The organism is Mesorhizobium sp. M0909 (assembly GCF_040319515.1).
GTDB lineage: Bacteria > Pseudomonadota > Alphaproteobacteria > Rhizobiales > Rhizobiaceae > Mesorhizobium.
Genome location: NZ_JAMYOA010000005.1, coordinates 378,859 through 403,625, shown reverse-complemented (window position 1 = coordinate 403,625; position 24,767 = coordinate 378,859). Strand labels below are relative to the sequence as shown.

Below are 24,767 nucleotides of genomic sequence, written 5' to 3'. Positions count from 1 at the left end.
TTTTGTGCGGGGGGGGGTTTTCAAAATTTATGTGTATTAACAACCGTGTTTTTCATGTCCCCGCCCCCCCGGGGGGTAGGGGGCTGGCGGCGTCGATGAACACCTTTATTCGCCGAGCTTGGATAGCGGCATCCCTATCACGCTGAGAGCCTGTTATGCTGGTCCAGCGTTTGATCGCAGTCTTGATCCATGCGAGCAGCTTGTGAGGGATGCAACCGAACGAGGCGCTGCTCCCACAGTCGTCGCAGGCCCTCCATCACAGCGTCACGCTTAGCCTGATCCGGCGCAATTGTATTGAGGAGATCTCCCAACATGGCCTCGCCCTCAATCCGCATCAGCAGATTAAACAAGTCGTGTGAAATTCGCACGCTGTCACTGCTGAAGTGGGTCGTGCTGATCTCGCAGTGAGTCTCCCGACGATCTGGCGCTTTGTAAGCGCGGGTTTGATGGAGGGACACATAGGGCGGCAACGAAACCGCAAGCGCAGTCCAATCCTGCAGCGTTGCAGCCCGCTTTTTTACCAGGAAGGGCCCGACCACAAGTCCATCCAGCTCTGTCGTCAGAAAGGTGGCAATCGCGTCTGCAACCGAATCCACGATCGGTTCGGCATTGTTGTTAAAGGACGTATTGAGCAGAATTGGAGTGCCTGTGCGCTTCTTGAACGCATTGATGACCTCCCAGTACGCGGGATTGGCGTTGCGCGATACTGTTTGCAGGCGAGCGGTACCGTCGACGTGCGTGATGGCACCGAGCAAGGCGCGCTTTGAGTCACGCACGCGAACGACGAAATTCATGAATGGAAATTCGCGCTTGCCGTCCGGGAGGTCGAAAAATTCGCTCGCATCCTCCTCCAGCACAGATGGCGCGAAGGGCCGATAGCCTTCGCGCTTCTTGACCATCGCATTGATCCGGTCCTTGTTTGCGGCGGGCCGAGGGTCGGCAAGAATGCTGCGGTTGCCCAGCGCACGTGGCCCAAACTCCGAACGGCCCTGCACCCAGCCGATCACGGCGCCGTTGGCGATCCAGTCGGCTGCACTGCTTGCCACGTCATCAGAGCGTTCAACCTCGAGATGTCCGGCCCATGCATTCAGTTCCTGTTGCACGGCGCGCTCGCTCCCGAGATCAGGACCCCAATAGACCTCCTGCAGTCGCTCACACGGCGCGGGGCGGCCCATCTCGTTAGAGACTATCAGCGCAGCTCCCAATGCGCAGCCAGCGTCGTGAGACGCGGGTTGCACGAAAATGTCTTCGAAAAGCCCTGAATACAGCAGCTTACCGTTCATCGTGCAGTTGTGGGCCACCCCCCCCGCCAGGCACAACCGCTTCATGCCGGTGGCCTCACGGTGATGCCGGAGAATGTGGAACACGATCCGCTCAAGCGCTTCCTGCAGTGACGCACTCACATCTCGATGCTGCTGGGTGAAGGGCATTCCCTTTCGCCTGACCTCGATATTGCGGAGCAACGCCGGACCGATGCGGTCGAGGTGAACACGGTAGCCACCGCCGTTGGCGGAGAGCTCGTAGAACTGCTCGAAGAGCTCGCGATAGGGAGCGGGGTCGCCGTAGGGCGCGAGTCCCATTACCTTATACTCATCGAACAAGCCGTAGCCGAGATAGCGGATCGTCTCGAGATAAAACAGCCCAAGAGAATTGTTCTCGGGGAAAGCCTCGAGTTGCGTAATTTCTGTGCCAGACCCTACCGCCAAGAGGCCCGATAGGAAATCACCAGAGCCATCAATCGCTAGAATGAGACTTTGTTCGAAGCCCGACATTGCAAAGGCGCTCACGGCGTGCGCCTGATGATGACTTACGAATGAAATACGCGAACTGTCCAACTTAGTGCCGAACTCACGCGTTAACAGATCCTGCACCAACGTTTTAGCATCCAACGGAATGGAGAGAATGTCCGGGTGGGATGCGGACATACCTTCAAGCATGGCGTTGGCATAGGGCTCGCTGGCGTAGAGCGCGACACGATCAATGTCGTTGAGCTGAACCCCCGCCGCTGACAGACAGTATTGAATCGAACGAATTGGGAGCTTGTTGGAGTGTTTCATCCGATTGAGGCGTTCCTCTTCGACGGCTGCTATCACCCGTCCGTCTCGGACGAGCACCGCGGCGCCATCGTGCATAAAGGCGTTCCGAAGCTCGAATCGGTTTTCATGGACTTGGTCAAGTCCGCCGCTAATTCCTAGACACAGCATTTCTTTCTCCACATAGTGACGGGCAAGCCAAATTGGCCTGCCTCAGACCGTTTCCAACTAAATAGGCCGCGTTGTCGCTTGCAGCTGCAACCGCCTGTCAGGCATCACCGGCATCAAAGAACGCCTCATAAGGGTCCGCCTGAATCAACATGAGATGCTTCGATCGTGGCGCCTGCCGTTCCATGACGCCGAGAGCTTGGCTGGATCATCGAATCTTGAGCGGCTGCTGACTTGCATGCCGGCGATGCCGTTTTCATCTGCAGCACGAACTTGTGACGCGGGCTGCCTATATCCTTGCGAAGGGGCGGCTGTTGACGAATAATGCCGCGCCGTGAACTGGCCCGATTTCATTCCCCGAAAGACCGTCGCACAGGCGAGTGACATGTGCTGCACTGTCCGCCTGCTTCCCGGTCGCACATCCGATAACGCCTTCGCTTGTGCAGGAGGCCGCATCGCGTCATTCGTCGGCCAAACATGGCACCGACTGGAAGCCCGGCAATACCGCGTAGATGTAAAGTGCGCTGATGTTGTATGGTAGCGCTGCCGGCCGGGTCTCCAATCCGCTGCCCAAACGAGCGGACTGCCTGCGGCAAAAAGCCCGCCACAAGCAGAATCGCGCTGGGCAGCTGGCTCGCCTGCAAGACTTCGCAGCTCAGGAACATTGGGGACGACTAGCGTCGAACCGCCGGCATGATCGGCCAGTTGCAACTCACTTCTCGGCACGACCTCCACTGCACGTCAGGGCGCATGGAAGATTTTCTCCTTTGGATGGGTGACCGGTGCGGACGTGCTTTTGTCCATGCAAGATTTCCGAAGAGTTATGAAATCGTTTGTTTCGATCAAAGTCATCCACGCTATGAATAGCTGCCGGACATGCGCTTCAAAGGGGCTTCAGGCTTCCCAGATGGCTACTCCGATTCGAAGCGCGTGGCATTCCATGCGCTCTATCACAACATTTTTCAGCAAAGGGTATGAGAGCAAACCCACACTTCTTTTTCAGAAGTCGCTTCGAAGCAGCCGAGGCCTTGATGGGCTTCTTCACCAAGTTCGGCGATGGTGCCGCAGACATTCTTCCTCTTTCCGGGCTGACCAAGCGCAGAGTTCGCGCCTTGGCAGTGTATCTGGGCGCTCCGTCTGATCTTGTTGAAAAGATTCCGACCGCCGACCTGGAGAACCTCGTCCCGGTCTCACATACGATGAGATTGACGACTTCCTCGAAGGCCAAGAGATCAACGAAGCGGCGCACAGGCGCATACTTCATGCGCATTCCAGCACAGCCCATAAGCGAGCGCTTCCCGTCACAACCATTGCCATGACGGGTTCGATATTTAGGCATCGGCAATAGCGTCTCAACATACACGATCGATGGGCTTGCCGCAGTTAGGCAGCTAGCGGCCTGAATTACCGCTGGAGCGAAGCGCTGCTCTTTCAGCCCGCATGCGGTCATGAGGTTGACAGTGTCGGCACGTATCGCCGAGGCCAGCACGCGAACTCATTCTCCCTGAATGCCTGCTCTATCGATCTTCCGCAGCGTACCCACTTGACCCGCCGCCTCAACGTTCCAGGCACCTGGATCGCAGCCGGTCCTTGCCGCTCTCCTTCGGCCGGTCGCAATTTAGACATGCGGCCGCTACGCGATGCAGAGCTTGTTGTCAGATGCGTGATGCGAAATGTGAGATGCAGCTCCAGTTTTGGCGATGGCAGGCGCGCCGCATTGTTGATATCATCCGCACAAAACAGGCGCGCAAATGACATCGGATTCAAAGAAGGCTGAGGCGGTCGAGCAGTTGCTTGATACACCTGAGCTTGCAACCGCACTGGAAAGCGAACAGTTCAAAAAATTCCTTGACCAGGTGCCCATCGCCATAGCTGTTTCGGACCTTACCGGTGAAGAGCGCGTGGTCTACGCCAATCCGGAATTCGAGAAACTGTCAGGCCTGACGGCCGCCAGGCTCACACGAGCAAACTGGGCAGCCCTTTTGGGCAAAGGCCTCCACGAGCAGAAGGACCGGCCACTTGCCGAGGCCGTGGTCGAGGAAACCGATTTTGTCGGCACCTACAGGCTGGAACGCAACGAGGATAAGCCGACGATCGTCGACGTTTATTCGAACGTGATCGAAGACGACAACGGCAAGGTGTGCTTCCGACTGGTGGCCCTGGTCGACGTATCGGCCCATGGCGAGGCGGGAGATGAGCGCTCGGTGGAGGAGCTTGTCAGCGAGAAAGACACACTGCTGCGCGAACTGCAGCACCGGGTGAAGAACAACCTACAGATGATCACCGCACTGATCCGGCTGGAAAGCCGCAACGCAACCGAGGCCGACCGGAGACGGTTTGAGCGGCTTGCCGGTCGCGTCGACGCTCTGGCGATCCTCTACCAGACGCTAACGGCCGACGAGCCGAAAGAGGAGGTCGATCTTGGCGTCTATCTCAGCCAGATCGCGTCCGCGGTGATGAGCTCGCATGCAGTCGAGGGGATCCGCCTAGATATGAAGGTGGATACATATCCCGTGTCAATAAACGTCGCCATGCCGGCGGGACTGGTCGTCAACGAATTGCTGACCAATTCACTAAAGCATGCGTTCCGGGGGCGCGACGGCGGCACGATAACACTGCACAGCGTCGTCGATGGCGACGGCTGCCGGGTTATAGTGGCGGACGACGGAATCGGCCTGCCGGAAGGCGAGGTGTGGCCCAAGCCAGGCAAGCTCGGAGCGCTGATCGCGCGCTCGCTGACCGAGAACGCCAAGGCGCAGCTAGCTGTCGAGTCCAGCGCCAACAAAGGAACGAAGGTGACCATCGTTTTCAAGCGGTCGGCGGCAGCAAGCTAAACGATTGCCGTCGAACATGGCAGGCTGGCGGCTGGCTTCATGTCGCGGCTTTGGGCAGGTGCCTGCAAATAGGCTAGGTCGCCCTTCACGGCCTGCTTCACATGGTCGAGGTCTTCCATTATGCTCCAGGCTTGCTGCTTCTGACTTCGGCGGCCAGTCCATCCCCACCTAGCGGAAGGCACTCCCGCCTGATTACGTTGCGGCTTGAGTCTTGACGGCGGGGGCACCTGACGCCTTCGCGCTCATCACGCGCGGGCCGGCAATTCAGCAGCGAGTCATCGCTTGGCCAATCTTGCCGAGGACGAAGGTCTAACCTACAAATAAAATTGGTCCGACTGTTCGTGGCCGGAGTAACCGCGAATTTGCGCTATCGGGACAGGAGAGCAGTGCTGTAGGCAAACCGCGATGCGTGCATTCGTTCGATTGGTTCTACGATTATCCTGACGCCTGGGGTGACCAGTTGCACCAGTATTTCCTACTACGCGCAATCTTTGCAGGGTCATGTGCAGATCATCGCGGCCCGCCAAGACATCGGAAAACTGATCGACGATCCTTCAACCCCTGAGATATTGCGCGCCCGAATGGCATCGGCGGCCGCCATATAATAGTTTGCGGCAAAGACGGCCGCGATCGAACGGCTGAGGACGCGCTCGCCAACAGATTGCGCGACAGACGATGGGGTGGATACCGCGGATACGACGCCTGGTTCGATGCTCCGATCAACAACGCGAAGCTCGCCGCGACTTCCGTCTACAGCGATTCGGTTCAAAGGCTTGGCGCGTTGGACAAAGCTCGCCGCGCCGAAGCGCGATGCATAGAAGCCGGGATAGTCGCCCGAACACAAGTCGAACAAGCGGAGTGGTCGACCGTTTCGTCCTCCCCGGGGACGAGCCGGTTGCTCTGGCCTGGGGCGACCTGATGGGTCTTGCGGAGCACCGTCTCCAGCATGGCGATCAGGTCTTCGGGAAGTATGGCCTCATTCTGCACAGACGGTTTTGCGTGGCTGTTACGGATGCCGGCGGGCACGGTGGCGATATGGCGGTCCTTTCGATCGAGCGGCTCGCCACGCTGCGTATAATTCCACGCCAGGGAGGAGAGACGGCGCTCGATCGTCGCCACAGAGTTTGGTTTCTTGTCTCCTGTAACCTTTCTGGACGCACAGGCCGTGATGTAGAGGCCGACGGTCTGCGGATCAGGCGGCAACACCTCGAGGTGCTGCCGGCGCGCCCAGGCGCAAAAAATCCGCTCTCGACCGAGCGGCGTCAGACCGGTATTCTTATGGATGTTCATCCGGTCCCCCTGGAGTCACTGAAGCTTCGACAATCTCAGCTTTCCCGGTTCGGACCGGATGGACAACCTACTGAAAGCTCACAACTAGCTACCAATGCGATCAGCTTTCGGGCTATCAGGCGCATCCAGGGAGGATGGGTATGTTCTTGGCTAACGGGCTCAAGCTGCGGGACCGCGGGTGCACGCTGGCACTGATCTTGGCGATCATATGTGTATGTGCGCCTGCACTGGCGGCAAACGCGTCGGATCAGGCGTGCCGGTCCATCGCCAAGCTCAAAATTCCAAGCGTGATCTTTACCGAGGCTAGCCTTCAAAAGCCGCAGGAGATCCCCGCAGATCCCTTCACTGCATTCACCGGCGCCTCGCCTCAGGCGGTAAAAGTGGGCGGGCACTGCCTTGTCCGAGGTGTTATCGGGAAACGCCAGGGGGTCGATGGTCAATCATATGGCACCCGGTTTGAGGTGCGTCTTCCGACGACCTGGAACGACATGTTCCTTTTCCAGGGCGGCGGCGCAGTTGATGGCTTCCTGGCGCCGGCCGTCGGGACCATTCCTTGCCGGAACTCGACCGCGGCTCCCGGGCTCTTGCGCGGCTACGCTGTTGTAAGCATGGATGGCGGGCACCCAAGCCCCGATCCGGCTTTCGGGGTCGATCAAGCCGCACGCATTGATTTTGCGTACGCCTCCATTGGCAAAGTCACTTCGGTCTCGAAGCAGGTGATTGCCAAGTTCTATGGGGCGGCTCCGAAAAAGTCGGTGTTCATGGGATGCTCGAATGGCGGTCGTGAGGCGTTGATAGCGGCTCAGCGATATCCGCTCGAGTTCGACGGCATTGTTGCAGGTAGCCCGGGTTTTCGTCTCAGTGCCGCCAACATTGCCGAAGCCTGGGATACTCGCCAGTACATGAGCATCGCTCCCAAGGATGAGGCCGGCCATCCCATTCTATCCCGCGCCTTCTCCCAGCAGGATCTGAACATCGTCGCCAAGGCGGTTCTCGCTGCCTGTGATGCCCGCGATGGCATTGAGGATGGCGTCATCAACGCCTGGCAGCAGTGCCGGTTCGACCCAAAGGTCCTGTCCTGCCAAGGCGATAAGACGGACAGCTGCCTCACGGCTGGTCAAGTGCAGGCCATGAGCCGCGCGTTCGCGGGTCCGGAAAGCTCCGATGGCGAAAAGCTTTACAGCGATTGGCCATATGATACGGGCGTTGCGGGCGCGGACTGGAGAATGTGGAAGCTGGGCAATTCCCCCACTTCCCAGTCGGATGCAAATAACATCGTTCTGGGAGCCCGCTCGCTTCAATACTACTTCATGACGCCCCCGGCGCCGAATTTTGACCCCCTGAAGTTCGACTTCGACAAGGATCCGGCACGCGTTGCGGATACGGCCAAGCTCAATGATGCGACCGGCACGTATCTCGCCAGCTTCGCTGCCCACGGTGGAAAGCTGCTCTTGTTTCAGGGACTTTCCGATCCGGTCTTCTCAGCCAACGATCTGGTGCGCTGGTACAAGCAAGTCGTCGAGGTCACAAGCGGCGGCGATTTGGAAGCGGCTCGCCGTTTCGTGCGCATGTTCATAATCCCGGGGATGACCCACTGCGGCGATGGCCAAGCCTTCGACGACTTTGATCCTTTGGCCGCCATCGAGGGCTGGATAAACCAAGACAAGGCTCCGGATTCTCTCGCGGCTGGCAGCAAGGCATTCCCCGGCAAGCACCAGCCGATCTGCGCTTATCCCACTCAAGCTGCCTATGGCGGTAAGGGAAATCCCGATGAGATCGCGAGCTATTCGTGTCGAGGATAAGAGACCTCGTCATTTGTTCGCTTCAATCTGCGCGCATTCCCGGAACAGGTCTCCCGGACCAAGGATCGGTTGGAAAAGCTAAACCCGGAATTTGTGGGCCGTGCCATAACGCAGTTGATGATCATGCCTGACTACGAAGCGTCGGCCGCCGATAGTCTGGACACAGCGCTCGCTGTGCTCGATGAGGTAATTGTTATCGCCTGAGATCTGACCGCCTCATCCCAGCGGACAAAACGGGGGCATCAGAGCCCGGACGCCTTGGTGAGATTTACGCGGAAACGATCGCGCCGGCGCTGATAATTTCGCGTCATCTCCGCGGAGGCATGGCCGAGCTGTTTTTGCACATAGCGTTCGTCGACCTCGGCCGACGAGGCGAGGCCGGCGCGCAGTGAGTGGCCGGCGAATTTCTTGGCCCGTTCGCCCTCCGACAGATCGCCGCGCACGCCGGCGGCGAGCGCCGTGCGCTTGACCAGGCGTGCGACCTCCTGGTCGTTCAAGCGATCGACACCGACGGCTCTGCCTTGACCAGCAACGCGCCGAAACAGCGGTCCGTGCGCAATGCGCGCCAGTCTTAGCCAGGTCTGCAGAGCGACCACAGGGCAGGTGGCGTCGGAGGAGCCGCGGCCGATTTCGACCTCGCGCCAGCCGGTTTTGCCGCGCAATGTGACAAGCAGACCCTTATCGGCAAAAATCTCGACCCAGCCGCGCCCGTCCTCGGTCTGATCCCTGCCGACGTCGAGGCCGACGATTTCGGATCGGCGAAGGCCGCCGGCGAAACCCAAAAGCAGCATGGCGCGGTCGCGCAGACCACGCAGCGTGCCGCGGTCGAGGGTCTCGAGCATGGCGATCAGATCCTCGGGCAGGATCGCTTCCTTCTGCCGGGGAGGGGAGGCGTGGGTGTTGCGAACGCCAGCCATCACCGTGGCGATATGCCGATCCTTGCGGTCCAGCGGCTGGCCGCGCTGGGCACAATTCCAGGAGAGCGACGAAAGCCGGCGCTCGATGGTTGAAACGGTGTTGGGCTTTCTGTCGCCAGTGGCCGTACCTGACGCGCAGGCGGCGATATAGAGCCCGACGACCTGAGGATCGGGCGGGAACATCTCGATGCCTTGGCGCCGGCACCAGCTCGAAAAATGCTTCCAGTCGGCTGCGTAGGCGCGGCGCGTGTTGGCCGAACTCGCCGCCTCGATATAATCGCGCGCGCGGCCGGCGAGCGCCTCAAGCTGCGCAGGCAGGCTGGGATTGGCAATGGCTGGAAGGGGAGGGGACGAGGCTAGGTCGGCATCGCCCATCTGCATGACGATATCGATGATATCGGGCAAAGCCGCGGCGCTTTGTGTGTGAAGCTTGTCCGAAATTCGTAGCATATTTCGGACATCTTGACAGTCACTTCGTCCGAAATCGGACCACAGATTTCGGACAAAGCCCCGGCATCAACCCGCCAATATCTCGATCTGCCGTCGCCGCTGCAAACGTCGCCTGTGAGAGGCGAGCCGCCTCTAAACTGGTCGTATATCCCGATTTATAATAAGAATGTAGTCAACTTCCATATTTTAGAGGGCACGCATGCTGCCACTCAACCGGCCTGATCACCACACAAAGTGAGGAAGAACCTGGTTAGGTGCAAAGCGACAATTGCCTCGACAGCGGGTCCCGGAAGGTTTATGCTGCCCAACCTTACCGCAATCCGAAATGGCGTCCGAAATGGCGATTGAGTACCTTCACGAGTGAAGGGATTCCCGCGGTCTTAGAGATGAGTTGTCGAATGGCGCGAAGTCGCACAGAATCGCGAAGTCGCACAGAATCGTGTGTTTGATACCGATCAGGATCGCGAGCTATTTCAGGCGCAGAGAGGTCTTGCGCCCGATGCACGAGTTGCTCCCGGTCCAACGGAAGTGAATGGGGTGGAACTGCTTTGTCGACCAAATTGTTGACGGAACGTCCGGCGCCCATTGTTGCTACATGTCTGGATTCTTGGGGCGTTTTGGATGATGCAATCCACCATCTCACTCCAAAGGGCAGTGGAATCTGGAACAATGTCGCTTTTGTACGCAGGACATCCTTCGCGCCCGATTGGCATATTGTCTTTAACTCTGCTTCTATTTTTGGGCTCCCTGTTGATATCGAGGCGAGTCCAAACAGGACAATTTTTGCAATCGGCGAACCGCCGACGAAAGCTCATCGCGCATTTCATGAAGGGCAGGGGAAAAATACCATCGTCCTGACGTCTGACGCAGAGCTGGCTGCTCGGCAGAATGCAGAGCGCCGATTCGTTTTGTCTCCACCTATCACTCGGTCTTGGTCTGTAACAAAGACATATGACCAACTTCTGGTCAGCGAAGTCGTGGACAAGCCGCTTCGGCTCTCATGGATTACCAGTAACATCGCCCTGCTTAAAGGGCATCGATATCGGCTGGCGTTTCTGGAACGGCTGAGAGAGGAGCTCGATTTTGACCTGTTCGGCCGAGGTTTTCGGCTGATTGGAGATAAATGGGACGCACTCGCACCGTACCGTTACAGTATAGCTTTCGAGAATACTCGTGCTGATTACTATTTTACAGAGAAGCTTATGGACTGCTTCGTTGCTGAAACAATGCCGATCTATTACGGCAGCCCGGCAATCACGAGGTTCTTCCCTTCCGACTCAATGGTTCTGATTGACCCAGAGGACAAGAACGTAATCCAAAAAATTCAAGAAATCATCGACTCGGACCTCTGGAAGGAGCGTCGCGGCGCAATACAAGAGGCGAAGCGGTTGGTTCTTGAGAAATACAATACGTTTGCTTATCTCGCGGGCTTCATCGAAAGCGTTCACGATAAACCCTTACCGCCGGAAGTTATACACATCGGTTCGCCTGCGGTCGATTTTGGGAGAGACGAATGAAGTACTCCAACGCTCGCTTCGCGTGCCCGGCGGTTGGTGGTCTGGCGAGATCGGTACGGAGCGCTCGGCGGAGAATGCCTACCTGCGCAGACGGGCCGGCACGGGCGCACGAGGTCATGCGCCCCCGGCTGCCGCTGATCAGACGAACTGGGGAAGGCCAGGAACGGAATTGAGGACCTCGTCCACGAGTTCGTCGCCGGCATGTTCCTTGGCGAAGGCGATCGTCTCGTTGGCGATGGCGGCGATCTTTAGAATGCTGAGACCCTCACTCATCAATTGCTGGCCGAGCCCCATGAGGCCGCCTCCGCCCTCTGGGTCGTTGCCATGATACTTCGCCACTAATTCCGAAGCTCCGGGAATGGCCGCGATCATGCGCGCAACGGGACCGTCGGCCGCGTGGCGTTGCAGGAAACCCAGCATTAACCCAACGGCCTTCTCTGCGAGAGCCGGGCCGATGCCGGCACCAGTGGCGATGCGCGATAAGAATTCTTCCATGGCAGGGTTCGTCTCTCTTTAATGAGGTTTACACGGGGCCGGTCCGGCGCCCAAAGCGCCCTTGGCCGAACCACAATTGAACTCCACAAAAATAGGCCGGCGGAAGTGCTATTGCAACTGCGCGTAAAACCGCCTCTGTCAACGCAAGCTGCGTCGGACGTGCGTATTTCGCAAAAACGGGACAGTCGTTCCGCTAAATCGCGGACAGCAGTTTCACTAATTCGCGGACAGCAGGATGGGGTCGGCGCTCGGTTGCCTGGTTGAAGTCATTTGCGATTGATTTCGCCGTTTTCGGCGCCGGTCAAGGGCGGCGGTGTTTTTTGCTTTCTCATGCTGTCGCCTTCGAGGGTGATGCGATGGGCGTTGTGGATGATCCGGTCGAGAATGGCGTCGGCTATTGTCGGCTCCGCGAATGCTTCTGATGCACCTTTCCTTGATCGCCTGGTCCGTTGCAGTCGGCGTTGAAGTTGATCGATCTGGTCGCTGGAAAGGTTTTCGCTTGGCCGCGGGCGTCACCATTTCTTTCCCACAAGATCCTTCAACGCGGCATTGTCGAGCATGGCGTCGGCCAGAAGCCGCTTCAGCCGCGTGTTCTCGTCCTCCAGAGCCTTCAGTCGCCGAGCCTCGCAGACATCCATCCCGCCGAAGCGGGCCTTCCAGTTGTAAATCGAGGCGTCGCTGACCCCGTGCTTGCGGCACAGATCGGCAACCGATACCCCGGCCTCATGTTCCTTCAAAATTCCGATGATCTGCTCTTCAGAGAAGCGGCTACGTTTCATGTCCTGGTCCTCTCGATGGGCCAGAACGAACTTCAAACCGGATTAGATAAGAGGGGCAAGGTCAAGGTCGATGACTCAACTGTTGTGTGGGGAGAGCTCTTACTTCTCATTCGCTCCAAATGCGGACGCGGCGCACGAGCTCGGAAGTTGAGATCCCATAGCGATCGTGAAGCGTCGGCAGCGCGCCAGCGTCGAGGAACTCGTCGGGCAGGGCGATCTGGCGAAAGACTGGGGTCACTCTCTCGCGCATCAGCAGCGCGGCAACGCCTTCGCCAAGGCCACCAATGATGGTGTGGTTCTCCGCCGCCACCACCAGCCGTCCCGAACGGCGCGCGGCAGCGAGTATCGCCTCCGTATCCAGAGGTTTGATCGTCGGAACGTGCAGAACGGCGCAGCCGATCCTGTCGGCTTCAAGCGCCTTCGCGGCCTCCAGCGCGCGCATGGTCATCAGGCCGCTGGAAATGAACAATACGTCCGCGCCCTCGCGCAGCATTCGCGCCTTGCCGATTTCAAATGTATAGTCGTCTTCGTCGAGCACGACAGGAACCTTACCGCGCGAAAGCCGCATGTAGACCGGCCCGTTGTAGTCCGCGATCGCCTCCGTGGCCTGTTCGATGTCGAGCGCGTCGCAAGGGTCGATGATCGTCAGGTTCGGCATCCCGCGGAAGATCGCGATGTCCTCCGTCGCCTGATGGCTGGGGCCGTAGCCGGTCGTCAGCCCCGGTAAGGCGCAGACGATCTTCACATTGAGTTTCTCCTCGGCGATCGCCATGCAGATGAAATCGTAGGCACGTCGCGATGCGAAGACGGCGTAGGTGGTGGCAAAGGGCGTAAAACCCTCCCGCGCCAAGCCGGCGGCGGCGCTCATCAGCACCTGCTCCGCCATGCCCATCTGATAGAAGCGGTCCGGATGCTCCTGTGCGAAGACATGGAGATCGGTGTATTTCGCGAGGTCCGCCGTCAGGCCAACTATCCCGGGCCGCTGGTGCGCCAGTCTGGCCAGTGTGTGCCCGAACGGCGCATTGCGTGTCGGTACGCCATCGGGCGCGATCGACGCGATCATCGCCGATGTGGTCTTGCGCTCACCGGCATTGGCGGCGTGGCGCGGCGCGAACTTTGACAACCTCAACGCGGACGTCCCTTTTCCAAAGCTTCGAGCGCTAACGTCCATTCGTGCGGTTCGACGCGGATGAAATGCGTGATGTCGCGGGTTTCCAGGAATGGCACACCCTTGGCCATGCGCGTATCGCAAACGATCACACGCGGACGAGGTTCCTTCAGGCCGCGCGCCATGTCGAAGGCCTTGCGGACCGCCTCGATGTCGTTGCCGTCGACGCGCTGCGCATGCCAGCCGAACGCCTCGAACTTGTCGGTCACCGGTTCGGAGGAGAGCATGGCCGTCGACGGACCATCGGCCTGCTGATTGTTGAAGTCGACAATGGCAATGAGATTGTCGAGCTTGTGGTGGGCGGCCGACATCGCGGCTTCCCAGGTCGAGCCCTCACCGAGCTCGCCGTCGGACAAAAGATTGTAGACGAAACTGTCGCTTCGCTTGCGCGTCAGCCCCATGCACATGCCAACGGCAATGCCAAGGCCGTGACCGAGCGAGCCGCCGGTGATCTCCATGCCGGGCGTGTATGGCGCCATGCCGGACATCGGCATACGGCTTTCATCGCTGCCATAGGTTTCGAGCTCTTCCTCCGGCAGCACGCCCGCTTCGATCAGAGCCGCGTAGAGCGCGATCGCATAGTGTCCGATCGACAGCAGGAAGCGGTCGCGTCCCTCCCACAACGTGTCCTCCGGCCGGTAACGAAGCGCATGGAAATAGGCGACGGCAAGCACGTCGGCGACACCCAGCGCCTGTCCGACATAACCTTGGCCCTGGACTTGACCCATCCGCACGGCGTGTCGGCGGATACGATAGGCTCGTTCGGCCAGGCTGACATTGCTGCCAGCGCGAGGCATCTCAAGCTCCGTTGTCCACTCAGCCATGGATTAGCATCCCACCGTTGACATCGATCACGGCGCCGGTGATGTAGCTGGCCAGATCGGAAGCCAGGAAGAGATAGGCGCCGGCTACGTCGCGCGCCTCGCCCAGCCGGCTGAGCGGGATTCCCTTGATGATGTCGGCGCGCATGGCGTTGGTCAGTTTGCCGCCGGTGATGTCGGTCTGGATCAGGCCCGGTGTGATGCAGTTGACGCGGATGCCTTCGGGACCGAATTCGCGCGCCATGGCCTTGGCAAGCCCCAGAACACCCGCCTTGGCAGCCGAATAGTGCGGGCCACCGAAGATGCCGCCGCCGCGCTGGGCCGAAACTGACGACATGCAGATGATCGAGCCGCCGCCATTTTCGCGCATGTTCGGGATGAATGCCTGGCTGAGATGGAGCACGCCGCGTAGGTTGACATCGAGGATGCGGTCCCAGTCAGCCGCGCTGATCTCCAGCGTCTTGACCGGCTGCGTGACGCCCGCATTGTTGCAGAGCACATCGATCCTGCCCAAGGTTTCTGTCACTTGCGCCGCCGCCCTCTTGCAGGCGTCGAGGTCCGCGACGTTGCACGCAAGGCCGATATGGTCGGGTCCAAGCGACGCAGCGGCGTCACGCGCTTGCCCGTCATCGAGGTCGAGTATTGCAACGCGAGCCCCGTGCTGTACCATCAGCGCTGCCGTGGAGCGGCCAATTCCCCGGGGGCCCGCGGCCCCCGAAATCACCACGGCCTTGCCCTTCAGCAACAAGTCGAACTCTCCTGCTATTTCTGTTTGCCGGCGATCTAAAGTCGGTAGAACCGGGCGGCGTTGTCATGGAACAGCGCGAGCCGCTCCTCGTGCGGGTGGGCGATCGTAATTTCCTTGAAGGCGTTCAAAATGGCGTCGAAGCTCGAGAACAGCTTGTCGACGGGGAAGTTCGTCGCGAACATCGAGCGGCCGACGCCGAAGGCTGCGATCGCCTCCTCGACATAAGGACGGATCGAGAACGTGGTCCAAGTCCAGTCGCCCATGCCGAGGCCCGAGATCCAGGCGACGTTCGGCGCTTGCGCTAACTGGTGCATGCCTTTTTTCCAGGCGCCAAAATGCTCGGCGCCGTCGACCTGCATGCCGATGTGATTGAGAATGATCTGCACGTCGGGAAAGTCGCGCGCCAGTTCGAGGAACTCGCTCATCTGCGGATAGTAGAGCTGCGGGTCGAAGCTCAGCCCGCGCTTCGCCAGCTCCCGGAAGCCGCGCCGCCATTCGGGCGTACGACTGACCTCCGGCCGCGCCAGATAGGTCTTGGCGGGGTCGGGATGATAATTCATCGGCTGCCGCATGCCGCGGAAGTTCGGATATTCCATGTGGCGGTCGAGGAGGTCGCCGACGTCGGGTTGGGACAGGTCGGCATAGCCGACGATGCCATGCGGAAAGCCTCGCTTGTTGGCGATCTCCTGCAGCCAGCGCGTTTCCCCAACCGGATCGCCGGGATCGAGAAGCAGCACTTCGGCTCCGGTGGAAAGGGCACGAGCGATCTGGACGATCTGGCCTTCGTGGAGGGACAATTTGCGGGCCGGCATTATCGATGATCGCTTCGCCGATCGCGGGGTCGATCAGCTGGAGCGCTCCGAGCGCAGTTTCGCGCGTGCGGCGACGGCTGATCTGCGACCAGCCCGACCTCGCATGCACAATGCCGATGTTTTCCGCGACCGGACAGCTCGGGCAACAGCGCCAGCTCCTGATGCACCACCGCGATGATCGCGCTGTTGTGGTCGGCCTTCGACGAGGCGAAGCCAATCTCGCCGGCTTCGCGTGAGGTCAGCCCTGTGACGATGCGGATGAGAGTGCTTTTGCCGGCGCCGTTGCCGCCCAGGAGCGCGTGGATTTCGTCGGCCCGGACCTGAAAACTCACACCCCGCAGGACACGGGTTGCGTCATAACTCTTCTCGATATTGGCAGCTTCGATCAGGGGCTTCTTGGTCAATACCTGTCCAACTCCCGGCACGTTGCCGGCGCTACCCAAGCTTTGGGTTGAACTCGGCTCCATCCTGTATCTCCTTCCGGGACCACTGTGCGACCGATTGACATTCGGCTCAATTTTCGTTTCTTAACATTCTGTGTAGCTGAGCTTAACCGACGAGGACGAGGTCAGACATCAAGTTCAATTCGATGACGCATTTCGAGGCAGTCGCGCGGCTCGGCGGCGTGGCAAAGGCCGCTCAGGAATTGCAGGTGACACCTTCGGCGGTTAGCCAGCAGCTGCGGCTGCTCGAACACCAACTCGGGGTGCGGCTTTTTCAGCGCGAAAAGCGCCATCTCTCGCTCACGATCGACGGTGAGTGGCTCTTCCAGACCACGACCCAGGCTTTCGAATCCATACGCGAGGTGCGTAATGCCATTGTGCGGCAGCGCGAAAGCTTCCAGCTTAGCCTGCGCGTCAGTCCTTCCTTCGGCGAGAAATGGCTGGCGCCGCGGTTGGCCGAGTTCAGCAAGGGCTATCCGAGCTGGAATTTGCGCGTCGACGCCACGCCCAATTTCTCGGATTTCGAAACGGAGGTCATCGATCTCGATCTTCGTTATGGCGACGGCGGCTGGGCCGGCCTTTATTCGGATTGCGTCGTCAACGATCTGATCCTGCCGATGTGCTCGCCTTCCTATCTTGCCGAACTGCGCGCGATCTCACCGGATCCGCGCGAGCAGCTTCGCCATGCGCGGTTGATCGACAGTGTGAAGGCCTATTTCCGGTGGGATTATTGGCTGCCGTGCAACGGTATCCAGGGCGCCCGCATGACGTATCCCTATCGTTTCGACCGTTCGTCAACGTCGGTTCAACTGGCGAAGGACGGTGCAGGTGTGGTCCTGGAAAGCACATCCATCGCATTCGAGGACCTGGTGTCGGGTTCTCTGGTTCCGGTCTCGATAGAGTTCGAGGTCATCGAGTTTCCGGGATACTGGCTGGTCTGTCCTTCGCGGCATATGAACCGGCGCGCGGTTCGCCTGTTTTCGGACTGGGTGTCACGCGTGGGTAAGCGCGACACCGATCTGGCTCGCCGGTTTCTGGCGGATAAGCAACTGCGCATATCGTTCGAGCGACGGCCTCATTTCGGGGCACGGGATGACAAAGCGGCGCCAATGGCGTGAACAGTTCGGCGTTCAAGACATGGCAAGACGAAGATTGACAGCACGTTGCGGTTGAGGAGCTGGCAAAACGCAGGCTGTGTGCAAGCGAATGGGTTGGCCCCGCTTTTCATTTTCCGCGTAGCCTGTGCCTGTGGCTGCCCGCGCCACAAGGCGTTGGTGCACAAATGTGGCATTAGGCACAATCAGCTCTTTGATGCCGCCTGCTATGTCGGCCTTGCCGGGCAGCGAACGGACTCCGGGCGTGCGCACGCCGTCATGCGGTTGAGAACGGCGCAGCCGATGGCGACCTCGGTCTGCTGAGCCGAAAAGGAGCGGGCTCGCAGGCGACGTACTTTTATCGCGATGCCCTCTTGTGGGCCGTGCCATAACACAGTTGATGATCATGCCTGACTACGAAGCGTCGGCCGCCGATAGTCTGGATACAGCGCTCGCTGTGCTCGATGAGGTATGTTATCGCCTGAGATCTGACCGCCTCATGCCAGCGGACAAAACGGGGCAGGGAGGGGGCTTTTCAGAGCCCGGACGCCTTGGTGAGATTGACGCGGAAACGATCGCGCCGGCGCTGATACTTTCGCGTCATCTCGGCCGAGGCGTGACCGAGCTGCTTTTGCACATAGCGTTCGTCGACCTCGGCCGAGGACGCGAGGCCGGCGCGCAGCGAATGGCCAGCAAACTTTTGACCGCGTTCGCCCTCCGACAGATCGCCACGCACGCCGGCGGCGAGCGCCGTGCGCTTGACCAGGCGTGCGACCTCCTGGTCGCTAAGCCGATCGGCGCCGACTCTTTTGCCTTGCCCTATTACCCTTCGGAACAAAGGGCCATGGCCGATCCGCGCCAGCTTCAGCCAGGTTTGCAGCGCGACCACCGGGCAGGTGGCGTCGGAGGAGCCGCGGCCAACCTCGACCTCGCGCCAACCGGTTTTGCCGCGCAGGGTCACCAGCACGCCCTTGTCAGGAAAAAACTCAATCCAGCCAGAAGAATCCTCGGTCTGGTCGCGACCAATGTCGAGGCCGACGATTTCGGATCGGCGAAGGCCGCCGGCGAAACCCAAAGCAGCATGGCGCGGTCGCGCAGACCACGCAGCGTGCCGCGGTCGAGGGTTTCCAGCATGGCGATCAGATCCTCGGGCAGGATCGCTTCCTTCTGCCGCGGAGGGGAGGCGTGGGTGTTGCGAATGCCAGCCATCACCGTGGCGATATGCCGATCCTTGCGGTCCAGCGGCTGGCCGCGCTGGGCAAAATTCCAGGAGAGCGACGAAAGGCGACGCTCGATCGTCGCCACAGAGTTTGGTTTTTTCTCCCCTGTTACCTTTCCGGACGCGCAGGCGGCGATGTAGAGTCCGACGGTCTGCGGATCAGGTGGGAGCACTTCCAGACCCTGCCGGCGCGCCCAGGCGCAAAAATGCTTCCAGTCGGCGGCGTAGGCGCGCCGCGTGTTGGCCGAACTGGCCGCCTCGACATAGTCGCGGGCGTGGCCGGCAAGCTCTTCCAGATAGCCGGGAAGGCTACCATGTCCCCGTGAGTGCATAGGCGGCAGGGGAGGGGAGGGGGATTTTTCGCCCTCCTGTGGATGCTGTCCCATCTCCATGACGACGTCGATGATGTCGGGCATGTCGTCATCGCCGGAAGCAGCCGATGATCTTGGAGCGTCGTCAGTCATGCTCATGCCGCTTCGATATCCGTTTGAGAGAAGTCTTTGCCGACGAAAAGCAGCGGTTCGTCCGCACGCTTTGCCAACGCGTAGGAAAGGCAATCGGCAAAATTCAGCGCCGCCGGGTGGCGGCCCTTGCCGTAGGTGAGCCAAGCCTGCGTTGCCACATCGACGAGATCGGCATCCACGGCGATGATGCCGGCCTCGATCTTGCGGAGCCACAGATCGATCTCGGCCAACGCATGCTCACCGCGCCGGCTGACCAGCACCATGCGCGCCTCGAGCACGCAGGTTGCCGGGACCAGACGGATTGGGTTGGTGACGAGCGCCTTCTCAAGCCTCAAGGCTTCTGGTTCGTTGCGCAGGATCGCGACGATGGCGGAGGTGTCGATCACCATCAGGTCGGAATGCCGTGCTCGTCATACCCGATGATCTCCTCGTCGCTGCGACTATCCAGTTCAGGCAATCGTGCCACTCTTTCTCGGATGGCGCGCAATTCTGCTAGCAGACGCTCCTGAGCGGTCTCTCCAAAGCCCAAGCGATGCAAGCGCTCGCTAAGGGCCTGATGAATGGCTGCCGTCTTACTGATACCCTGGCGGCGTGCGAGTTCATCGGCGAGAGCAACGGTGGCCGGATTTTTGATGTTCAGGGACACGAAAGACTCCAAAATTCTACCTTTCGGGTGTATTCTACCATGGCTCCGTAGGCTCGTAAACAACGAATGATAAGGCAACATTATCGTTCGTTTTATTGACAAGACAGGCGCAGCGCTTTTTGTCTATTTTTATTGCTAAAAGCGCCGCCATGATTCATCGTGCTTTCGATGATTCTGCGTCCCCAACCCTCTCCGCGCCACTACGCCTCTCGTTTTCGTCGGGTAGTCAGCGAAATGCGGTTCTCCCGCAGCCGATGTCGCCGTAAGAAATGTGGCGGCCAGAACCACCGAAATCAGTTTCTTCGTGTTGCCCAAGCCTCCTTGATGGGACGGCAATGCCTCCGGCTGCCCGTATCTAAAGGGCTTTCGTTTTGTCACCAGCCCGCAACGTTGACAAACCTACATCGCATATGGATCGGCCGCAGTCGCAGCAGCCAAGGCCGGCTTCCAAAAGGCGCGCGCCTCACCCATCCAAATCTCCTCCCTTTCCTTGAAATCGAGGTTGCACCCCCGAAACGCAATGCACGCATGCGAGACAAGATCCGACGCAATATCGAGCAGGAGAAATAGCTCGTTGTAGCGATTGGCGTTCCAAGCCCGCGGTTCGGCGTAAAGATGCGCAACGTGGTCATCGCGGAAAATACCCAAGGCGGCGGATGCGCGCCGACCACGAGGCGATGTCAGGCGGCGTGCAGTATCGTCGCAGCGTTGCAGAGCCGCCATGCAATCGCCCTCCCACGTCTTCGACATGCCGAGAGAATTTCCATCCCAGCCTGTCCACGCTCTTTCGACCAATTTGGCACGGCAACGTTTTTGCCTAAGCAGATGAAGGAACACCGGGATTGAAGCCAGGTCACTGCGGTTGAAGGCCGCCACCTCGGACTGCCCCTGACGGCCACGCGGTCTCTCAAACAGCTTGCAGAGCGACAGGACTAGAGCCATCTGAGTGCTGTTACGAAGCACATTGTAGCAATCGGCACCATCGAATGTTTGGCCGTGATAGTCAGCCATCACGATAGCGTTTCCGACCTCAAGCGTCGCCTTCGCCCAGATAGCGCTCCTTGTCTCACTTTCGAGGGCTTTCAGCACCAGGTCGAGCCGACACATGGCGTCGGCAACGGGCACCGGTGTGGCGCGCTTCGCTTTCCTCTTCTCTCTCCCAGCCACCTCGACCTCGATCACCTTTCGAACCTAGCTGAGCATGAACATCCGCAACGAATTCTTCAAAATATTCGGCGAGCGCGCTGAGCTCGCCCAATGCTAAGCCACAGAGTCCGAATGGGATGGAAATGTACTTCCCTGTCAAGGATGCCATAGGCTGCTGGGCCAGCCAGACGTGTCGTCTTGCACCTTCGTCGCGTCACGTGTCCAACATGTCCCACTCATTGCCGAGCACCCAACGCAACGCCGAGAGTTTGCCGTTGAGCATAATCGCGGCGAGAGGCATCCGGCGCCACGACTCGCCGTTTTGATCGATGCCGATAACGCATCGGCCAAAATTTCCGACGGTCTGTTTGAAGAGATCGCGAAAATCGGGGGGAAGCCAGCGTCCGGCGCATTTATGGCGACTTCTCGAGCACGCGTTCAAAGGCCTGGGCTGATATCCTTTCGAAGCACGCCATCATCCCTCAGCAACAGTTCGCTACACGACAGGCAAGAATGCCTCAGATATATCACCTTGGTGCGATGCGATGGACCTGCTCCACAGTGGGCGGTTTGACGGATTCTGCCTCGTCTCATCCGACAGCGACTTCACGCGGCTCGCGGCTCGCGGCCCGCATCCGCGAGCAGGGCGTCGATGTATTCGGTTTCGGTGAGCAGAAAACGCCCGAAAGCTTCCGGCAAGCCTGCCGACGATTTATCTATACCGACAACCTGTTGCCGTCCTCTCCGGCAAATGAGCCCGAGGCCTCACCAAGCACGAAGCCGTTTGCAACAACCTTCATCGGCCGTGCCAATCATCCGGGAGGTCATCGCACAGATGGAGAGCGAGGACGGCTGGGTTCTGCTCGGTGCAGTCGGCACCCAGCTTGCCAACCTTGCTTCTGATTTCGATCCGCGGACGTTCGGCTTCGAAAACTGAGCGATCTGGTGCGGAAAACGAATGCTTTTGACATTGAGCATCCGGAAGGCGGCAGCATACGAATACGCATCAGGCCGACAACAGAAAGCCGCCCCTCGACCACGAAGTCTCCGAGGCCGCGATCCAATGGTTGAAAGAGTGGGCGGGTGGTAACCCCGGGCGAAATACACGTTTGAAACCCGAGACGGGAAGAATTGCAAAGGGTCGTCCATCGTCACCACAAAGCAGGTCGGCGGCCTCGATCTGGTCTCCTCAATCAAGTCCGAGACCGGTTGCTGGTCGACGTCCACTCTTCTCAGGCGATCCTCGATCTGCACGAGAGCATCGGCCGCCCTGATCTGCACCTTCGAAACTGGCCGTTGTCCTCTCACGTCCGATCGTTTCCGCGGCGATGATTGCGAAAGCGGCTAAGGTGACGCCACGGGGTCCCCTCAATCTCATGGCCGAACTCGGCGTGCGCGAAATGACCGTGAGGGCGTTATTGAGGGTGGGGTATCCTATGAACAAGGGGAGCTCAAGGCGTCCACCTGTGATATCGTTCGAAAGGATTTAGGGGGTGAGCTATGGTGAAGAAACTTTCAGTTGCGCTGGAGCATTGCTACGGCATCAAAAAGCTTGAGGCGACGTTCGATTTCACGAAGACGAACGCCTACGCAGTATATGCGCCCAACGGCGCGATGAAGTCGTCGCTAGCCCACACCTTTCAGGATGTGGCGAAAGGTGCTCAATCGCGAGACCGCATTTTCCCGGGCCGAGTATCAACACGAAAAATTACCGACGAAACAGGTGCCGATGTCGCTGCAGAAAACATCCTCGTTGTGCTGCCCTATGACGTCGAAATGGGGCACACTGCACGGACCTCCACACTGCTCGTGAATCCAGCCCTTCGAAGAGAGTACGAAGCACTTCATCTGGAGATTGATGATGCGAAGGAGGCCTTTCTTAAAGCAATGAAAGAGCAGTCCGGTTCGAAAAGAGATCTCGAACAGGAGCTGTCACTTGCAATTACCAGTGAAGGGGGGAAGCTGTTCATCGCCCTGACACGACTTTCCGAAGAACTTGCCGCGCAAACCGACGCCCCTTTTGCGACGCTGAGCTACGATATCATTTTTGATGACAAGGTCATCGAGTTCCTGAACACAAAGGATTTCAAGAATACGATCGCGGCCTATATCACGAAATACAATGAGCTATTGGCGGCTTCGACGTATTTCAGAAAGGGAACATTCAATTACTACAACGCAAGCACAATCGCAAAGAGTCTAGCCGACAATGGCTTTTTCCGAGCAAAGCACAGCATTCGATTGAACGCGGATACGGTCATCGAGATCAAAGATGCCAAAGAACTTGAGGCGATCATAAAAGCGGAGAAGGACGCCATCTCCAACGATGCCGAACTGAAGAAGCAGTTCGCGGAAATCGGAAAGCTCTTGGAAAAGAATGCGGGTATGCGTGGATTTGAGGCGTACATAGCCGAGAATGATGGAATCCTGCCGAAGTTGGCCAACGCCGCTGCTTTCAAGCAGGAGGTCTGGAAATCGTACATACGCAGTCACTTCAATCTCTACACGGATCTTCTCGAGAAATATAAGGTCGCTCAGAAGCGAAAAGAGGAAATCGAAGCCCAGGCCGCAGCTGAGCGGACCCAATGGGAAAATGTGATTGATATCTTCAACGATCGATTTTTTGTGCCTTTCAAACTGGAAGCGCAGAATAAGATCGACGTGATGCTCGGCCAGCAGCCAGTGCTTAAGCTGGGCTTCACATTTGAGGACGGAAACGAGAGCGCACCCGTACTGCGCGATGCGTTGATCCAAGTCCTGAGCACTGGCGAGAAGAAAGCATTCTATATTCTCCAGATCATATTTGAGATTGAGGCAAGGAAAGCCGCTGGACAAGAAACGATTCTAGTTGTCGATGACATTGCAGACTCTTTTGATTATCGGAACAAATACGCGATAATACAGTATCTGAGAGAGATTGCTGATGGAGGGAATTTTTTTGAGATCCTGTTGACGCATAATTTCGACTTCTTCAGAACGGTCCATAGCCGCTTTGTGTCTTATGCTTATTGTCTAATGGTAGTGAAAACGAATACGGAGATTACTTTAACGCAGGCATCTGGAATAAAGAACATTTTCGTAAATGATTGGAAGCCGAATTTTGCAGCGGATGCCAAGAAGCGGGTCGCCTCAATCCCTTTTATGCGTAATCTTGTTGAATTCACCAAAGGTGACGCTGACCCAGATTTTATTAAGTTGACATCACTCCTGCACTGGAAGGCGGATTCGCGCACAATTACCGAGACTGATCTATTTGGTATTTACTCTGCACTGTTCGGTGTAATCGTTGCTCCCGTGAATGCGCAGGGCGTTGTCGTTGACTTGATACATCAGGAGGCTGCCAATTGTCTTGGGGCTGGGGATGGCCTGAACTTTGAGAACAAGATCGTTTTGTCGATTGCCATTCGACTCCTTGCCGAGGAATTCATGGCCACTCGCATAAATGATGCAGCGTACTTGGCTGGCATTGGTTCAAATCAGACGTCGGCTCTATTGAGGGAGTTCAGATCGCGCTTCGCGCAAGAGGGGCAGAATCTGAAGGTGATTGAGAAGGTCGTTTTAATGACCCCTGAGAACATTCATCTGAATTCATTCATGTACGAGCCGATTCTCGACATGTCGGACGAACATCTAAGGCGCCTGTACGGCGAGGTGCAGGCTCTCCAGTAGGCACGCTTCGCCTCTTTGGAATTGGGCGGAGCCAATCGGTTCAGTGCCTGTGCTGTGGTGGTATCGAGTCCCGCTGGGATTTAGCTGCGCGGCATGACGTAAGGCGCATCGAGAGGATAAGATTGGGAACGATGCGCTTCTTGCATGCGGCAGACATTCATCTAGACAGTCTGTCGATTTCGCTGAGAACTGTCTCCCCTGTTCACCCACCATGGCTACGTGATCGATGCTGCACGACGAATGGTTTTGGAC

General features: G+C 58.5%; 19 protein-coding genes and 8 pseudogenes. 10 read left to right on the top strand and 17 right to left on the bottom strand.

Annotated features, from left to right (window positions below; all coding sequences use genetic code 11):
- Positions 1–137 precede the first annotated feature (137 nt).
- Positions 138–2,204, bottom strand: coding sequence for a carbamoyltransferase family protein (locus tag NKH83_RS10745; RefSeq protein ID WP_352803912.1), 2,067 nt, complete (start codon positions 2,202–2,204; stop codon positions 138–140).
- 1,013 nt (positions 2,205–3,217) lie between these two features.
- On the opposite strand from NKH83_RS10745, the pseudogene nadE reads away from it, so the two are divergent.
- Both nadE and NKH83_RS10735 read left to right on the top strand, forming a co-directional pair.
- A pseudogene (gene nadE / locus NKH83_RS10740) lies at positions 3,218–3,549 on the top strand (NAD(+) synthase); the annotation flags it as partial.
- Positions 3,550–3,952: 403 nt separating this feature from the next.
- Complete coding sequence (locus NKH83_RS10735; RefSeq protein WP_352803909.1) at positions 3,953–5,035, top strand: sensor histidine kinase; 1,083 nt, start codon at positions 3,953–3,955, stop codon at positions 5,033–5,035.
- Here NKH83_RS10735 and NKH83_RS10730 read toward each other — a convergent pair.
- On the bottom strand, positions 5,032–5,154 hold the full coding sequence (locus NKH83_RS10730) for a hypothetical protein (RefSeq protein WP_352803906.1): 123 nt from the start codon (positions 5,152–5,154) through the stop codon (positions 5,032–5,034). The two genes, NKH83_RS10735 and NKH83_RS10730, sit on opposite strands and share 4 nt — an antisense overlap.
- A gap of 333 nt (positions 5,155–5,487) precedes the next feature.
- Here NKH83_RS10730 and NKH83_RS10725 point away from each other — a divergent pair, with 333 nt between their 5' ends.
- Positions 5,488–5,640: an aminopeptidase gene (locus tag NKH83_RS10725; protein ID WP_352453905.1), complete on the top strand. Its 153-nt coding sequence runs from the start codon at positions 5,488–5,490 to the stop codon at positions 5,638–5,640.
- A gap of 56 nt (positions 5,641–5,696) precedes the next feature.
- Positions 5,697–5,954 carry an aminopeptidase gene (locus NKH83_RS10720; protein ID WP_352453904.1) on the top strand — a complete coding sequence of 86 codons (258 nt, stop codon included), beginning with the start codon at positions 5,697–5,699 and terminating at the stop codon, positions 5,952–5,954.
- 2 nt (positions 5,955–5,956) lie between these two features.
- Here the strand turns inward: NKH83_RS10720 and NKH83_RS10715 are convergent.
- Positions 5,957–6,274, bottom strand: a pseudogene (locus tag NKH83_RS10715) (integrase); the annotation flags it as partial.
- A 191-nt stretch (positions 6,275–6,465) separates the two neighbouring features.
- Here NKH83_RS10715 and NKH83_RS10710 point away from each other — a divergent pair.
- A complete protein-coding gene (locus NKH83_RS10710) occupies positions 6,466–8,127 on the top strand; it encodes a tannase/feruloyl esterase family alpha/beta hydrolase (RefSeq protein ID WP_352648424.1) in 1,662 nt (553 codons plus the stop codon).
- A gap of 242 nt (positions 8,128–8,369) precedes the next feature.
- Here the strand turns inward: NKH83_RS10710 and NKH83_RS10705 are convergent, their stop codons facing one another.
- The gene (locus tag NKH83_RS10705; protein WP_352803901.1) at positions 8,370–9,494 is read right to left on the bottom strand and encodes a site-specific integrase; all 1,125 of its coding nucleotides are present in this window, start codon (positions 9,492–9,494) and stop codon (positions 8,370–8,372) included.
- A 548-nt stretch (positions 9,495–10,042) separates the two neighbouring features.
- Between NKH83_RS10705 and NKH83_RS10700 the strand changes: the two genes are divergently transcribed.
- On the top strand, positions 10,043–11,011 hold the full coding sequence (locus NKH83_RS10700) for a glycosyltransferase family 10 domain-containing protein (protein ID WP_352493678.1): 969 nt from the start codon (positions 10,043–10,045) through the stop codon (positions 11,009–11,011).
- 138 nt (positions 11,012–11,149) lie between these two features.
- Here the strand turns inward: NKH83_RS10700 and NKH83_RS10695 are convergent, their stop codons facing one another.
- The 8 genes and pseudogenes from NKH83_RS10695 to NKH83_RS10660 form a co-directional block, all read right to left on the bottom strand.
- Positions 11,150–11,506, bottom strand: coding sequence for a hypothetical protein (locus NKH83_RS10695; RefSeq protein WP_352453730.1), 357 nt, complete (start codon positions 11,504–11,506; stop codon positions 11,150–11,152).
- Between the two features lie 266 nt (positions 11,507–11,772).
- Positions 11,773–11,925, bottom strand: a pseudogene (locus NKH83_RS10690) (ATP-binding protein); the annotation flags it as partial.
- A 75-nt stretch (positions 11,926–12,000) separates the two neighbouring features.
- Positions 12,001–12,285, bottom strand: a pseudogene (locus NKH83_RS10685) (transposase); the annotation flags it as partial.
- Between the two features lie 106 nt (positions 12,286–12,391).
- Positions 12,392–13,414 (bottom strand): transketolase family protein, encoded by a 1,023-nt coding sequence (locus tag NKH83_RS10680; RefSeq protein WP_502895560.1) that lies wholly within the window; start codon positions 13,412–13,414, stop codon positions 12,392–12,394.
- On the bottom strand, positions 13,411–14,250 hold the full coding sequence (locus NKH83_RS10675) for a transketolase (RefSeq protein ID WP_352453734.1): 840 nt from the start codon (positions 14,248–14,250) through the stop codon (positions 13,411–13,413). Before NKH83_RS10675 ends, NKH83_RS10680 begins: the two co-directional genes overlap by 4 nt.
- 19 nt (positions 14,251–14,269) lie before the next feature.
- The gene (locus tag NKH83_RS10670; protein ID WP_352453729.1) at positions 14,270–15,022 is read right to left on the bottom strand and encodes an SDR family NAD(P)-dependent oxidoreductase; all 753 of its coding nucleotides are present in this window, start codon (positions 15,020–15,022) and stop codon (positions 14,270–14,272) included.
- A 35-nt stretch (positions 15,023–15,057) separates the two neighbouring features.
- Positions 15,058–15,798 carry an amidohydrolase family protein gene (locus NKH83_RS10665; RefSeq protein ID WP_352803955.1) on the bottom strand — a complete coding sequence of 247 codons (741 nt, stop codon included), beginning with the start codon at positions 15,796–15,798 and terminating at the stop codon, positions 15,058–15,060.
- 35 nt (positions 15,799–15,833) lie between these two features.
- Complete coding sequence (locus NKH83_RS10660) at positions 15,834–16,238, bottom strand: ATP-binding cassette domain-containing protein (RefSeq protein ID WP_352803894.1); 405 nt, start codon at positions 16,236–16,238, stop codon at positions 15,834–15,836.
- Between the two features lie 185 nt (positions 16,239–16,423).
- Between NKH83_RS10660 and NKH83_RS10655 the strand changes: the two genes are divergently transcribed.
- Positions 16,424–17,395, top strand: coding sequence for a LysR substrate-binding domain-containing protein (locus NKH83_RS10655; RefSeq protein WP_352803890.1), 972 nt, complete (start codon positions 16,424–16,426; stop codon positions 17,393–17,395).
- Positions 17,396–17,598: 203 nt separating this feature from the next.
- Here the strand turns inward: NKH83_RS10655 and NKH83_RS10650 are convergent.
- The 5 genes and pseudogenes from NKH83_RS10650 to NKH83_RS10630 form a co-directional block, all read right to left on the bottom strand.
- A pseudogene (locus tag NKH83_RS10650) lies at positions 17,599–17,724 on the bottom strand (IS5/IS1182 family transposase); the annotation flags it as partial.
- Between the two features lie 182 nt (positions 17,725–17,906).
- A pseudogene (locus tag NKH83_RS10645) lies at positions 17,907–19,054 on the bottom strand (site-specific integrase).
- Positions 19,055–19,056: 2 nt separating this feature from the next.
- Positions 19,057–19,443 carry a type II toxin-antitoxin system VapC family toxin gene (locus NKH83_RS10640; protein ID WP_352803887.1) on the bottom strand — a complete coding sequence of 129 codons (387 nt, stop codon included), beginning with the start codon at positions 19,441–19,443 and terminating at the stop codon, positions 19,057–19,059.
- Complete coding sequence (locus NKH83_RS10635; RefSeq protein ID WP_352803884.1) at positions 19,443–19,700, bottom strand: type II toxin-antitoxin system VapB family antitoxin; 258 nt, start codon at positions 19,698–19,700, stop codon at positions 19,443–19,445. The genes NKH83_RS10640 and NKH83_RS10635 overlap by 1 nt, the downstream gene beginning before the upstream one ends.
- A gap of 399 nt (positions 19,701–20,099) precedes the next feature.
- Positions 20,100–20,882: an AbiU2 domain-containing protein gene (locus NKH83_RS10630; protein WP_352803881.1), complete on the bottom strand. Its 783-nt coding sequence runs from the start codon at positions 20,880–20,882 to the stop codon at positions 20,100–20,102.
- A gap of 286 nt (positions 20,883–21,168) precedes the next feature.
- On the opposite strand from NKH83_RS10630, the pseudogene NKH83_RS10625 reads away from it, so the two are divergent.
- The 3 genes and pseudogenes from NKH83_RS10625 to NKH83_RS10615 all read left to right on the top strand — a co-directional run bounded on the left by NKH83_RS10625 (position 21,169) and on the right by NKH83_RS10615 (position 24,515).
- A pseudogene (locus NKH83_RS10625) lies at positions 21,169–21,917 on the top strand (NYN domain-containing protein).
- A 224-nt stretch (positions 21,918–22,141) separates the two neighbouring features.
- Positions 22,142–22,286, top strand: a pseudogene (locus tag NKH83_RS10620) (helix-turn-helix domain-containing protein); the annotation flags it as partial.
- A 60-nt stretch (positions 22,287–22,346) separates the two neighbouring features.
- A complete protein-coding gene (locus NKH83_RS10615) occupies positions 22,347–24,515 on the top strand; it encodes an AAA family ATPase (RefSeq protein ID WP_352803878.1) in 2,169 nt (722 codons plus the stop codon).
- The last annotated feature ends 252 nt before the right edge of the window (positions 24,516–24,767 follow it).

Coding starts and splice junctions, on each gene's coding strand:
- NKH83_RS10745 (WP_352803912.1), bottom strand. CDS start 2,204: ATGCTGTGTCTAGGAATTAGCGGCGGACTTGACCAAGTCCATGAAAAC.
- NKH83_RS10735 (WP_352803909.1), top strand. CDS start 3,953: ATGACATCGGATTCAAAGAAGGCTGAGGCGGTCGAGCAGTTGCTTGAT.
- NKH83_RS10730 (WP_352803906.1), bottom strand. CDS start 5,154: ATGGAAGACCTCGACCATGTGAAGCAGGCCGTGAAGGGCGACCTAGCC.
- NKH83_RS10710 (WP_352648424.1), top strand. CDS start 6,466: ATGTTCTTGGCTAACGGGCTCAAGCTGCGGGACCGCGGGTGCACGCTG.
- NKH83_RS10705 (WP_352803901.1), bottom strand. CDS start 9,494: ATGCTACGAATTTCGGACAAGCTTCACACACAAAGCGCCGCGGCTTTG.
- NKH83_RS10695 (WP_352453730.1), bottom strand. CDS start 11,506: ATGGAAGAATTCTTATCGCGCATCGCCACTGGTGCCGGCATCGGCCCG.
- NKH83_RS10675 (WP_352453734.1), bottom strand. CDS start 14,250: ATGCCTCGCGCTGGCAGCAATGTCAGCCTGGCCGAACGAGCCTATCGT.
- NKH83_RS10655 (WP_352803890.1), top strand. CDS start 16,424: ATGACGCATTTCGAGGCAGTCGCGCGGCTCGGCGGCGTGGCAAAGGCC.
- NKH83_RS10640 (WP_352803887.1), bottom strand. CDS start 19,443: ATGGTGATCGACACCTCCGCCATCGTCGCGATCCTGCGCAACGAACCA.
- NKH83_RS10615 (WP_352803878.1), top strand. CDS start 22,347: ATGGTGAAGAAACTTTCAGTTGCGCTGGAGCATTGCTACGGCATCAAA.